An 11,846-nucleotide genomic window follows, 5' to 3' on the forward strand; every position below is an offset into this window, starting at 1 on the left:
ATGTTCGATCGGTTTTTGCGAGCCTGCCGCCGCGAGGCGACGGACGTGACGCCCGTCTGGTTCATGCGACAGGCCGGCCGCTACATGGCCGAGTACCGCGCGCTCCGGGAAAAACGCACGCTGCTCGAGATCTGCAAGACGCCCGAGCTCGCGCTGGAGGTCACGCTGCAGCCGCTGCGCCTCGGCGTCGACGCGGCCATCCTGTTCGCGGACATCCTCCTGCCGCTCGAGCCGATGGGCGCGCCGTTCTCGTTCGAGAAGGGCGAGGGCCCGGTGATCCACGCGCCGGTGCGCGACCGCGCGGACATCGATCGGATGCGCGTCTTCGAGCCCGAAGAGGGGCTCGGCTACGTGCTCGAAGCGATTCGCCTCATCCGTCGCGAGCTCGACGGCAAGACGCCGCTCATCGGCTTCGCGGGCGCGCCCTTCACGATGGCGAGTTACCTCGTCGAGGGCGGCAAATCGTCGGACTACTTCCGCACGAAGCAGCTCATGTGGGGCGACCCGGCGTCGTTCTCGCTGCTCATGGGCAAGATCTCCGAGGTCGTGCGCCGTTACCTGCACGCGCAGATCGAGGCCGGCGCGCAGGCGATCCAGCTCTTCGACTCGTGGATCGGCGCGCTCTCGCCCGAGGACTACAGGACACACGTGGCGCCCCACGTGAAGAACATCCTGCAGAGCGTGGAGACGACGGGCGTGCCGGTGATCCACTTCGGCACGAACACCTCGACGCTGCTCGAAGCGCAACGCACCGCCGGAGGCACGGTGATCGGCGTCGACTGGCGGATGCCGCTCGGCGAGGCGTGGAAGCGCATCGGGTACGATCGGGCGATCCAGGGCAACCTCGATCCGCTCCTGCTCTGCGCGCCTCGCGAGGTGGCCGCGGCGCGCGCGCGGGCCGTGCTCGCGGAGGCCGCCGGAAGGCCGGGGCACATCTTCAACCTCGGGCACGGGATCGTGCCGCAGACGCCGGTCGACAACGTGAAGGCGCTCGTCGACGTGATCCACGAATACCGGCACGAGGGCGCGGCGTGAACGTTCGCCGCGTCGTCGTGGTCGGCGGCGGCGTGACGGGGCTCGTCGTCGCCTACCGCCTGCTCTCCGCGCAGAAAGACGCGCGGTTCGAGGTCACGCTGCTCGAGTCGCGGCCGAGGCTCGGCGGCAACATCCAGACCGAGCGCGAAGGTGGCTTCGTGATCGACGGCGGGCCCGACTCGTTCGTCGTCGCCAAGCCACAAGCCACGGACCTCTGCAAGGAGCTCGGCCTCGGCGAGCGGCTCATCGTCACCACGCCGAAGAACCGCCGCGTGTACGTCCCGCGCCGCGGCGCGCTGCACACGCTGCCCGAGGGGCTCGTGCTCGCGGTGCCCACGCGCTTCTTGCCGTTCGCGAAGACGCCGCTCTTCAGCCTGCCGGGCAAGGCCCGCATGGCGCTCGACCTCGTCTTGCCCAAGCGCCCGAAGGAGAAGGGCGACGAGTCGATCGGGAGTTTTCTGCAGAGGCGCCTCGGAAAGGAGGCGGTCGACATCCTCGGCGAGCCCTTGCTCGGCGGCATCTACGCGGGTGACGTCGACCTGCTCAGCATCCGCAGCACCTTCCCGCAGCTCGCCGCGCTCGAGGACAACCACGGCAGCCTCATCCGCGGCGCGATCGCCGAGCGTCGGAAAAAAGGCACGACGAAGGGCCCGCCGCCGAGCCCGTTCCACTCGCTGCTCGGCGGCATGGGCGAGCTCATCGAGGCGCTCGCGCGGCGCATCGAGAAGGCCGGCGGCGACATCCGCGTGGGCGCGCCCGTCGTCTCCGTCGAGCGATCGAGCGGCGCGGACGCGAGCGCGCCCCCGCGCTGGGTCGTGCGTCACGGCGCGCGTGACGGGCAGACCGAGTCGATCGAGGCCGACGACGTGGTGATGGCGGCGCCCGCGAACGCGGCGGCGAGCGCGCTCGGTGATGTCGACGCGGAGCTCGGCGCGCTCCTCCGCGGCATCCCGTACCTCTCGACGGCCACGATCGTGCTCGCGTACGCGCGGCCCGACGTCCCGCATCCGCTCGACGCCGTGGGCGTGGTCATCCCCAAGGACGAGCGGCGTCGCATCCTCGCGGCCACGTTCATCTCGAGCAAGTGGACGGGGCGCGCGCCGCAGGACGCGGCGCTCGTGCGCGTCTTCGTCGGCGGGCATCGTGATCCCGGCGCGCTCGCGGCGACGGACGAGGCGCTCGTCTCGCTCGCGCGTGAGGAGCTTGGCTCGCTCATCGGCGTGAGGGCTGCGCCCATGCTCGCGCGGGTCTTCCGGTACGAGCAGGCGAACGCGCAGCCGATCGTGGGGCACGCTGCCCGCGTGCGTCGCATCCGCGACATCTCGCGCAGGCTCCCGGGCCTCTATTTCGCGGGCGCCGCGTTCGACGGCGTGGGCATCCCCGACTGCGTGCGGCAGGCGAACGAAGCCGCGGCGGCCGTCGCGGCGCGCTGATTTTCCCCTATACTCCGGGCGCGCTGCGATGTGCGAGCTGCTCGGGATGGAGTGCAACGTCCCCACGGACATCGTCTTTTCGTTCGCCGGTCTGCGCCAGCGAGGCGGCAAGACGGGCCCGCATGCGGACGGCTGGGGCCTCTCGTTTTACGAGGGCTACGCCGCGCGTGTGTTCCTCGAGCCGAGCCCCGCGGCCGAGAGCCCGCTCGCGCGTTTCCTCGCGCAGAACCCCATCAAGACCATGCTGGCGATCGGCCATGTCCGGAAGCGGACGCGTGGCCCCACGAGCCTCGCGAACACGCACCCGTTCGCGCGTGAGCTCTGGGGGCGGCACTGGGTCTTCGCGCACAACGGCACGCTGCCGCGCGTGAGGCAGCGCAAGCTCGGCCGCTTCGCCCCGATCGGCACGACCGACAGCGAGTACGCCTTCTGCGTGCTCCTCGAGGAGCTGCGCCGCACCTTCGACGATTATCCGCGCCGCCCGAGCGAGCTCTGGCGCGTGGTGGCCGACGTCGGCGCGCGCATCGCGCGAGACGGCACGTTCAACTTCTTGCTCGGTGACGGGCGGCACCTGTTTGCCCGGTGCGGCACGCGGCTCTGTTACATCATCCGCAAGGCGCCGTTTGGCCTCGCGCACCTCGCGGACGACGACGTCGCGGTCGACTTCTCGGCCGTGACCACGCCGCGTGATCGCGTGGCGGTCGTCGCGACGGCGCCGCTCACGACGAACGAGACGTGGACGCAAGGCAAGCCCGGCGAGCTGTGGGTCTTCGATCACGGGCGCCTGCTCTCGACGTTGCCTTCGGGTTCTCCGGATCGGAAGGGCGCGCGGGCCGAGCGAGGGCTACGCGCGAGCCCCTCGCGAGGACGCATCACGTGACGGCTTCGTCCGACGTCGACCGGACCAACGAGTCCGTCGCTGCTGTCTCGAGCGGGCGCCTTGCATTCGTACAATCGCCGCACAAGAATGTCGCGACCTCGCCCTGGCCCCTGGGCAACCAGGCCCCCGCGAAGCGTCACGGCGAGGACGAAACCAGGTAATCGAATTCACCTTGACGCCTGCGCGGGGGGATGGATACGCTGACGTTGGAAGACTGGCTGGATCCGGGGTGGATGAGCTTCGGCCGGACGTCTCCGAGGGGCCCTGCTTCGATTGCTTCCCGACGCAACTGATGTCGCAGGCAGACCGGGCTGAAACCGCGTGAACGACTTCGACGAAAAGACTCGCGTTACCACGGTGGTGCAGCCCCCGCCTGGTGGGGGTGAGGCGCCTCGGCTCGGGACCGACTGCCTCGTCGTCATTTACACGAAGGAGCCGACGCTGCTCGGCAAGCGCTTCGTGCTCGAGCACAACCCGACGCGGGTCGGGCGCGGCGCGGACAACCACGTGGTGCTCGACGGCGACTCGGTGTCGCGGCGCCACGCGCAGTTCCGCCAGCAGGGCAGCTACTGGGTCGTCGTCGACGACGGCAGCACGAACGGGACGTACTGCAACGACGAGCAGATCTCGCGCGAGGTCGTCCTGAAGAACGGCGACCGCGTGAAGATTGGCCCGACGATCTTCAAGTTCCTCTCCGGGGCCGACGTCGAGGCGCAGTACCACGAAGAGATCTACCGGATGACCATCATCGATGGTCTCACCCAGATCTACAACAAGCGCTACCTCTACGAGGCCCTCGAGCGCGAGATCATCCGCGGCCGCAGGCACGATCGGGATCTGGCGATCCTGATGTTCGACATCGACCACTTCAAGCGCATCAACGACGTGCACGGCCACCTCGCGGGCGACTACGTGCTGAAGGAGGTCGCGCGCGTGGTGCAGTCGCGCATCCGCCGCGACGAGGTCTTCGCGCGTTACGGCGGCGAGGAGTTCTCGATCGTCCTGCCCGAGACCTCGCTGGAGGGCGCGGTCGCGCTCGGCGAGACGCTCCGGCAGAAGGTCGCGGACAACGCGTTCGTGTTTCAAGCCGACAGCATCAAGGTGACGATCAGCCTCGGCGTCGCGATCCTGCAGGAGAGCGATCGCTCGGCGCAGGACCTCATCAAGCGCGCCGACGAGAAGCTCTACCAGGCCAAGAGGACAGGCCGTAACCGCCTCTGTTCTTGAGCACGCAAGCGTCGGCCCTCGGACCTCCGGAGCACGCTCGTCACCGCTGCTCGCCGCGCCCGTGCGTGCTAGTTGAAAAGACATGCCCCTCAGCGAGTTTCCCGCTCCCGCAGAGGAACCGACGGGTGAAGAGCTCCCCGAGATCCGCGTAGCGCCTCCCGGCCCTGCGTCTCGCAGCCTGCTCGGCAGGCTCGAGCGCGTCGAGTGTCCGGCGTTCGGCTCACGGCGCAAGACCCGCGAGGAGTCGAGCGGCGCGGAGATGACGCCGATCGTCCTCGCCTCGGGCAAGGGCGCGAACCTGTTCGACGTCGACGGCAACCGCTACGTCGACCTCGTGGCCGGCTTCGGTTCGCTCCTGCTCGGTCACGGCGCGACGAGCGTGACGCGCGCCATCGAGGCGCAGACCGATCGGCTCATCCAGGCGCTCGGCGACGTGTACGCGGCCGACATCAAGGTCGCGCTGCTCGAGCGGCTCGCGTCGCTGCACCCGGGCTCCGCGCCGCGCGTGCTGCTCTGCCAGAGCGGCAGCGACGCGGTGACGGCCGCGTTGAAGACGGTCACGCTCGCGACGGGCAAACCCGGCGTGGTCGCGTTCGAAGGCGCGTATCACGGCCTCGGTTACGGCCCGCTCGCCGTGCTCGGGCTACGCGACAGTTACCGCGAGCCCTTCAGCTCGCAGCTCAACCCGCACGTCAAGTTCGCGCCGTATCCCGCGGCGGAGGACGATCTCGATCGGTCCCTCGGCGCCGCGGAGAAGGCGCTCGCGGCCGGCAACGTGGGCGCGGTGCTGGTCGAGCCGATCCTCGGCCGCGGCGGCATCATCGTGCCGCCCGAGAGGTTCTTGCGTGACCTCTGCGAGCTCGCGCATCGGCACGGCGCGCTGGTCGTCGCGGACGAGATCTGGACCGGGCTCGGCCGTTCGGGCTCGATGGTGCGATCGACCGCGGTGGGCGCTTCGGTCGACGTGCTCGTGTTCGGCAAGGGCCTCGGCGGAGGGCTGCCGATCGCGGCGTGTATCGCGCCGGACGAGGTCATGCAGGCGTGGGCGCGTGAGGGCGAGGTCGTGCACACGTCCACGCACGCGGGGGCGCCGCTCGCTTGCGCGACGGCGATCGCCACGCTCGACTCGCTCAGGTTCCGGCAGCTCGTCACGAAGGCGCGCGAGATCGGCGCGCGGACGAAGGAGTACCTCGCCGCGGTGCTCGCGGGCGCGCCGGGCGTCGTCGAGGTGCGCGGCGAGGGCTTGATGCTCGGCGTCGCTTTCGAGAGCGGCGCGCTCGCCTTGCATACGATGCGCCGCATGCTCGAGGCCGGCTACGTGGTCATCACGGGCGGACAGAAGGGTGAGGTGATCACCTGGACGCCGCCGCTCACGATCGCCGAGGAGCAACTCACGGCGGCCGCGAACGCGATGAAGGCGGCGATCGGCTGACCTGCACGACAGGGCCGCTCGCTTGGCGACCCTGCCTCGCTCCTGCTAGGAATCGCCGCGTGACGGTGCGGCCTACGAGCGAAGCGCTGCATGAGCGCGTGCGTGCGTTCGTCCTGGGGACCCTCTCCGGCGCGGAGACAGAGCCCTTCGACGACCTCGCGCTCGCGCTCGCGCGTTTCCAGGCCGCGCACGTGCCCGCCCTCGGTCGCCTCGTCCGCGCGCGCGGGCTCGACCTCGCGAGCGCGCGTGACGCCTCCGTGATCCCCGCGCTGCCGTGTGACGTCTTCCGGCTCGCGCGTATCGCCGTGCACCCACCCGAGGAGGACACGCTCGTGTTCCGGACGAGCGGCACGTCGCAGGGCAGGGAGGCGCGCGGGGAGCATCCGTTCCGCACCACGGCGACGTACGAGCTCGTCGCGCTTCGCTGGGGCGAGCGGATGCTCTGGCCCGATCAGGAAGACCTCGGCGTGCTCGTGCTCGCGCCGTCCGTCGAGGAGGTCTCCGACTCCTCGCTCGGCTTCATGCTCGATCGGTTCGCCCGCGAGCTCGGAGGCCCCGCGAGCTTTCACGTGCGCGGCGGCGAGCTCGACATCGAGGGCCTCTCACGCGCCGCGGCCGAGGCGCGTGCGCGGGGGCGGAGCATGCTCGTGCTCGGCGCGTCGTTCGCCTTCGTGCACCTGCTCGACGGCGCGGGGGCGCGGGATTTGACGCTCCCGCCGGGCAGCCGCGTGATGCAGACCGGCGGCTTCAAGGGTCGATCGCGCGAGGTCGAGCCGGCCGAGCTCCGGCGCGCGATCGCCGCCACGTTTGGCCTCCCCGAGGCGCACGTCGTGGGCGAGTACGGCATGACCGAGCTCTCCAGCCAGCTCTACGAGGGCACGCTCGCGGCTGCGCTCGGCGTGCGCGCGCCGGCGCGGCACGGCGTGTACGTGTCGCCGCCCTGGATGCGCGTGACGGCCGTCGACGCCGCGACCCTCGCGCCGCTCCCGCCGGGCGAGACGGGCATCCTGCGGTTCGTCGACCTCGCCAACGTCGACGCGTCCGTGGCGATCCAGACCTCGGACCTCGGGCGCGTGACGGCCGAGGGCGTCGAGCTCTTCGGCCGCGCCCCGGGGGCCACGCCGCGCGGGTGCTCGCTCGCGATCGACGACGTCCTCGCGCGTGGATCGTCATGAGCGACGGCGCCGAGGCGAGGGCGCGTGTCCTTCGCGTGATCGCCGCGGGCAGGCGGGTCGAGGATCCGCGTGATCCTCTCGGCGTCGAGGCGCGCGCGCGTTTGCCCGAGACGACCGGGCTCCACCCGAAGGGCGTCGAGCTCGCGCTCGGCGCGCACCTCGAGACGTCTCCGACCGACGCCGAGATCGACGCGCTCCTCGCGCGCACGGGCGTCGCGCCTCGTTGCCACGTCGTCCTCTCGGCCAACGTGTGCACGGCGCCGCTCCGCGCGCTCGCGCTCGCCGTCGCGACCTCCAGCGACGTCGTCGTGCGCCCCTCGCGCCGCGATCCCGTGGTGGCCGAGCTGCTCGTCCGCGCGCTCTCCGAGGACGAGTCGTTCGCTGCGACGAACCACGTCACCCTCACGAGCACGCTCGCGCCCTCGCCGGGCGACGAGCTCCACGTGTACGGCGCCGACGCCACGATCGCGACCATCGCGCGGGGTTTGCCCGCGGGCGTCCTCGTCCGCGGACACGGCACCGGCTTCGGGATCGCCATCGTCGGCGCGGGCGCCTCTCTGCCCGAGGCCGCCGAGGCGATTACGCGTGACGTCGTGCCCTTCGATCAGCGCGGGTGTTTGTCCCCGCGCGTCGTCCTCGTCGCGGGCGGGCAGCGGCGCGCCGAGGCGTTCGTCGACGTGCTCGACCAGGTGCTCTCGTCGGCCGACGCCAGCGTCCCTCGTGGCCCCCTCGATCCCGCGCTCGCCGCGGAGATCACGATGTATGGCGCCTCCATGGAAGCCGTCGGCCTCTTCCTCGCGGGCCCCTCGCACGCCGTCGGCCTCGACCCGGATCCACGCGCGCTCGTCCTCCCGCCGGCTGCACGTGTCGTTCACGTCGTCGCGCTCGCGCCCGAGGACGTGCCGCGCCTCCTCGACCCGTGGGTCACGTACTTGACGGCTGTCGGCCTCGACGATGACGACGAAATCCTCGCGCGTGCCGTCCTCGAACGCGCACCCTTTGCGCGCCGCTCGCCGCTCGGTGCGATGCAGCGCCCTCCTCTCGATGGGCCCGTCGACTTGCGCCCGTCCCGCGCTTGAGAGGCTCCTCCCACGACCGCTTTCCAAGGCCGTACTGCCTGATATGGTACGGCCCGAATGGCGTCGCGTGCTCCTGACGAAGCGCTCCACCACGACACCACCGCGGTGCCGGTGGGCTCCTCTTTGCCCCCGCCGCCGGAGTCGACGAACCCGGTGCGCCGCGAGGCTCGCCTCGACCGCGTGCTCGACTTCGTTTCGTTTGTGGCCAAACCGATGCCGCTCTCGGTCCTCCTCGACGAGGCGCCCAAGCGCATCGCCGCCATCGTGCAGGGCGAGATCGTCTCGCTCTACCTGCTCGAAGGTGAGGGCGACGCGCTCGTCCTGCGCGGCAACGTCGGCTTCCCCGTCGGCGCGCGTGGCAACGTGCGCATGTCCGTCGGCGAGGGCCTCACCGGCACGGCCGTCGCGACCCGGCGGCCCGTCTCGGTCGTGAAGGCCCCCGGCGATCAGCGCTGGCGCGCGTTCCCCGGCATCGACGAGGATCGTTACCCCGTCTTCCTCGCCGTCCCCATCCTCGGCCATGACCGCGTGCTCGGCGCGATCGTCGTGCAGCGCGCGGGCGACAAGGCCTACCGTCCGAGCGACGTCCGCCTCCTCGTCGCGCTCACCGCGCCGATCGCCTCGGCGATCCGTCACGCCGAGGTGCTGCGCGAGCTACGCGACAAGAAGCTCCGGCGCACGGGTGGTGGCACGCGCAAGGTCACGCTGCCCGGCGTGCCGCTCGTCTCGGGTCGATCGCTCGGCGCTGTCGCGGCCTTGCGACGCCCGGCCACCTCACCGCAGCGCAAGGCCACGGCCGAGGACACGAAGCTCCTGCGCACGGCCTGGGCTTCGGCCGAGAAGGCGCTCTCGTCGCTCGTCGGCCGCGCGCGTACGCTCGGGCTCGCGCGCGAGGCCGCGTTCCTCTCCACGTACGAGCTCATGATCGGCGACCTGCGCCTCCGTCAGCGCGCCTTCGAGCTCGTCGCCGAGGGCCACGGCGTCGCGCAGGCGCTCGGCCTCGTCGCGCGCGAGGGTGTGCGCGCGGCGAACGGGATCGTCGGTGATCCCTTCATGCAGGAGCGCGCGCGGGACATGGAAGACCTCTGCGACGCGCTCGTCATGCTCGCGACGCCCGACGCGCGCGCCGAGCTGCCGACGAAGGCCGTGCTCATCGGCGACCGGCTCACCGTCTTCGACCTCGTCGTCTCGGCGCGTACGCATCCCGTGGGCGTCGTGCTCAGCGAGCGCGCCTCGGATCCGCGCACGCCCGTGCTCTTGCGGCTGCTCGGCGTGCCGTCGATCACGCAGGTCGAGGGGCTCTTTCAGTGGGCGTCGCCCGGCGACGTGGCGCTGCTCGACGCCGATCACGGCTTCCTCGTGATCAACCCTTCGCGCGCGGAGATGGCTTCGATCCGGGCCGAGCGGAAGAAGGGCAAGCACGCGCCGGATGTGTCCGACACGAACGAGGCCGAAGCGGACGGCGTCGAGGTGGAGTGACGAGCACGTCCGTCCGATGCCGTGAGCGCGTGGGCTCACGGCACGGACGTCGGCTTCACGAGGCCGGCTTCGGCGCGGGGGCCTGCTGCGCCTGCGCTTCGGCGGCCTTCTTTGCGCGCCAGCGGGCGAGCCTGCGCGTCTGGCGAACCTTCTCTTTGGCACGAACCTGCGGTTTCTGAGGCATGCCCCCCGTATAGCCGATCCCCCCGGGGGGGCGCTACAGTCCCGCGAGAGGTTCGTGCATGAAAACCCTGGTTTGCCGCTGTGAGGACGTGACGTTGCACGAGCTCGAAGCCGCCTTCGAGCGCGGCTACCGCGACATCGAGTCGGTCAAGCGGTACACCGGCTTCGGCACTGGCTGGTGCCAGGGCAAGTGGTGCCTCGCGCTCTGCGCGCGCCTCGTCCACGAGCGCGGCGGCGACGTCGACAAGCCCATCACGCCGCGGCCGCCTTACCACCCCGTCTCGCTCTCCGTCCTCGCGGGCCTCGACGACCTCGATCTGCCCGGCGGTGGTCCTCGCGAGGGCGAGGGGTACGGCCCTACGGGCTCGAAGGGTTGAGCTCTTCGTCACGCGCGGGCACGGCGCGTACCTCGCCTTCGCCGTATCGCTCCACGTAGTCGGGCCGCAGGCCCGGGCATGTATCGAAGAACCGGCAGCCCTCGCAGCCCGCGGGCTTCACGCCTCCCGTCAGGCGCGAGTTTTTCAGATCGAACACCTCGTCCGGCGTCACCACCCGCACGCGGTCCGCGCCCGGATGCCTGACGTGATCCTCGTACCCCGGCACGAAGCAACGCGGGACGTGGAGCGCGTGCACCTCGTAGCCACCTCGTCGCGCGGCCTCGAACGCCTCGCGTGCCTTCGCTGCCACGTCCGTGAGGCGCGGGAGCTGATGCACGTTCGCGCGGTTGTTGTCCGTGAGCGACACGAGCCACAGCCGGAATTGCCGGATCCCCTGCGCGTGCAGCGCTTCGACCCAGGCGCGCACCTCCCGGTACGTGTCCTCCTTCAGGATGAGATCCGCGATCGGATCGAGCCCACGCGCGACGAGGTTCTCGATCGCCTTTTGCCGCAGGATCGCCGTGCCTTCACGTTGCACCGTCGCCTCGTACGCCGCGTCGTCCTTCGCGTGCATCGACACGTGGAACTGATCGACGCCCGCCGCGACGAGCAGCTCCAGGTACGGCAGGTGCGCGTACCGGAGGCCGTTCGACGCGACCTTCACGTGCTCGAACCCGCGCTTCTTCGCGTACCGCACGAGGGCGGGCAGGTCGCTTCGGATCGTCGGTTCGCCGCCCGTGAACGCCACGTCGCGAAAGCCGCTCGACGCGGCACGATCGATCTCGCGCGCCACCTCTGGCGTCGTGAGCGCGCGTCGCCGCATCACCTCGCTGATCGTGCAGTAGGTACACGCGAGGTTGCAGTCGTAGCCGAGGACCACGTCGAGCAGCGGCACGACTTCATCCTACTGCCAACGCTTGGCCCTTGCGCGCCCGCGGCCCCTGGTCCACGTTCCCGCCCCATGGCAGCCCTCGCTGGCCGCGTTTCCGTTCTCCTCGCGCTCGCCTTCGTCTGTCCTGCGTGCACCTCGCTCGCGTCGGGGCCGGACTGGACGGGGGGCGGGCTCGAGACGCTCGGCCCTCAGCGGGCGGCCGAGCGCGAGGCCATCGAGGAGCGCGAGCGGCAGCGGATCGCGCGCCTGCCGACCCGCATCGGCGCGCGCCACATCCTCGTCATGCACCAGCGCTCGCAGCAGCGCCCCGAGGACGTCAACCGCACGCGCGACGAGGCGAAGAAGAAGGCGCAGGACTGCCTGCGCGCCTTGCGCTCCGGCGCGGCGTGGGAGTCGGTCGTCGGCGAGTGCTCCGACGAGCCCGGGGCCGCCGAGCGCGGCGGCGATCTCGGCGCGTTCGAGCGCGGCGCCATGGTCAAGGCCTTCTCGGACGCCGCCTTCGAGCTCCAGGTCAAAGAGATCAGCGAGGTCGTCGAGACCGCGTACGGCTTTCACATCATCCAGCGCACCGAGTAGACCGTCCCCTCGGCGCTTGGGAGGCCTCGAACCTGATATGTTCGAGGCATGCAGGCGTGGAACACCGAGGGGCACCTC

12 protein-coding genes are annotated in these 11,846 nt (G+C 71.0%); 10 read left to right on the forward strand and 2 right to left on the reverse strand.

Annotated features, from left to right (window positions below):
- The 8 genes from hemE to GF068_RS23725 all read left to right on the forward strand — a co-directional run bounded on the left by hemE (position 1) and on the right by GF068_RS23725 (position 9,740).
- Positions 1-1,035, forward strand: a complete 1,035-nt coding sequence (gene hemE, locus GF068_RS23690; protein WP_153821693.1) for a uroporphyrinogen decarboxylase — start codon at positions 1-3, stop codon at positions 1,033-1,035.
- Positions 1,032-2,468 (forward strand): protoporphyrinogen oxidase, encoded by a 1,437-nt coding sequence (gene hemG / locus GF068_RS23695; RefSeq protein ID WP_153821694.1) that lies wholly within the window; start codon positions 1,032-1,034, stop codon positions 2,466-2,468. Before hemE ends, hemG begins: the two co-directional genes overlap by 4 nt.
- A 28-nt stretch (positions 2,469-2,496) precedes the next feature.
- Positions 2,497-3,348: a class II glutamine amidotransferase gene (locus GF068_RS23700; protein ID WP_153821695.1), complete on the forward strand. Its 852-nt coding sequence runs from the start codon at positions 2,497-2,499 to the stop codon at positions 3,346-3,348.
- Positions 3,349-3,669: 321 nt separating this feature from the next.
- Positions 3,670-4,575, forward strand: coding sequence for a GGDEF domain-containing protein (locus tag GF068_RS23705; protein ID WP_338046538.1), 906 nt, complete (start codon positions 3,670-3,672; stop codon positions 4,573-4,575).
- Between the two features lie 82 nt (positions 4,576-4,657).
- Positions 4,658-6,007, forward strand: a complete 1,350-nt coding sequence (locus tag GF068_RS23710; protein ID WP_153821696.1) for an aspartate aminotransferase family protein — start codon at positions 4,658-4,660, stop codon at positions 6,005-6,007.
- A gap of 59 nt (positions 6,008-6,066) precedes the next feature.
- The gene (locus tag GF068_RS23715) at positions 6,067-7,182 is read left to right on the forward strand and encodes a LuxE/PaaK family acyltransferase (protein WP_338046539.1); all 1,116 of its coding nucleotides are present in this window, start codon (positions 6,067-6,069) and stop codon (positions 7,180-7,182) included.
- A complete protein-coding gene (locus GF068_RS23720; RefSeq protein ID WP_153821697.1) occupies positions 7,179-8,261 on the forward strand; it encodes an acyl-CoA reductase in 1,083 nt (360 codons plus the stop codon). The genes GF068_RS23715 and GF068_RS23720 overlap by 4 nt, the downstream gene beginning before the upstream one ends.
- A 57-nt stretch (positions 8,262-8,318) precedes the next feature.
- Complete coding sequence (locus GF068_RS23725; protein ID WP_153821698.1) at positions 8,319-9,740, forward strand: GAF domain-containing protein; 1,422 nt, start codon at positions 8,319-8,321, stop codon at positions 9,738-9,740.
- A 55-nt stretch (positions 9,741-9,795) separates the two neighbouring features.
- Here GF068_RS23725 and GF068_RS46390 read toward each other — a convergent pair whose 3' ends face one another.
- The gene (locus tag GF068_RS46390; RefSeq protein ID WP_275939213.1) at positions 9,796-9,924 is read right to left on the reverse strand and encodes a hypothetical protein; all 129 of its coding nucleotides are present in this window, start codon (positions 9,922-9,924) and stop codon (positions 9,796-9,798) included.
- Between the two features lie 58 nt (positions 9,925-9,982).
- On the opposite strand from GF068_RS46390, the gene GF068_RS23730 reads away from it, so the two are divergent.
- A complete protein-coding gene (locus GF068_RS23730; RefSeq protein WP_153821699.1) occupies positions 9,983-10,300 on the forward strand; it encodes a (2Fe-2S)-binding protein in 318 nt (105 codons plus the stop codon).
- Here GF068_RS23730 and GF068_RS23735 read toward each other — a convergent pair.
- A complete protein-coding gene (locus GF068_RS23735; protein WP_153821700.1) occupies positions 10,281-11,195 on the reverse strand; it encodes a radical SAM protein in 915 nt (304 codons plus the stop codon). The genes GF068_RS23730 and GF068_RS23735 overlap by 20 nt on opposite strands.
- Positions 11,196-11,261: 66 nt before the next feature.
- Here GF068_RS23735 and GF068_RS23740 point away from each other — a divergent pair, with 66 nt between their 5' ends.
- Complete coding sequence (locus tag GF068_RS23740) at positions 11,262-11,768, forward strand: peptidylprolyl isomerase (protein WP_153821701.1); 507 nt, start codon at positions 11,262-11,264, stop codon at positions 11,766-11,768.
- Positions 11,769-11,846: the final 78 nt, after the last annotated feature.

The sequence above is a fragment of the Polyangium spumosum genome, from assembly GCF_009649845.1.
Classification (GTDB): domain Bacteria; phylum Myxococcota_A; class Polyangia; order Polyangiales; family Polyangiaceae; genus Polyangium; species Polyangium spumosum.

Bases quoted from the DNA above. Each gene is read 5' to 3' on its own strand.
- hemE (WP_153821693.1), top strand. From the start codon at position 1: ATGTTCGATCGGTTTTTGCGAGCCTGCCGCCGCGAGGCGACGGACGTG.
- GF068_RS23740 (WP_153821701.1), top strand. From the start codon at position 11,262: ATGGCAGCCCTCGCTGGCCGCGTTTCCGTTCTCCTCGCGCTCGCCTTC.
- GF068_RS23730 (WP_153821699.1), top strand. From the start codon at position 9,983: ATGAAAACCCTGGTTTGCCGCTGTGAGGACGTGACGTTGCACGAGCTC.
- GF068_RS23720 (WP_153821697.1), top strand. From the start codon at position 7,179: ATGAGCGACGGCGCCGAGGCGAGGGCGCGTGTCCTTCGCGTGATCGCC.
- GF068_RS23725 (WP_153821698.1), top strand. From the start codon at position 8,319: ATGGCGTCGCGTGCTCCTGACGAAGCGCTCCACCACGACACCACCGCG.
- GF068_RS23700 (WP_153821695.1), top strand. From the start codon at position 2,497: ATGTGCGAGCTGCTCGGGATGGAGTGCAACGTCCCCACGGACATCGTC.
- GF068_RS46390 (WP_275939213.1), bottom strand. From the start codon at position 9,924: ATGCCTCAGAAACCGCAGGTTCGTGCCAAAGAGAAGGTTCGCCAGACG.
- GF068_RS23710 (WP_153821696.1), top strand. From the start codon at position 4,658: ATGCCCCTCAGCGAGTTTCCCGCTCCCGCAGAGGAACCGACGGGTGAA.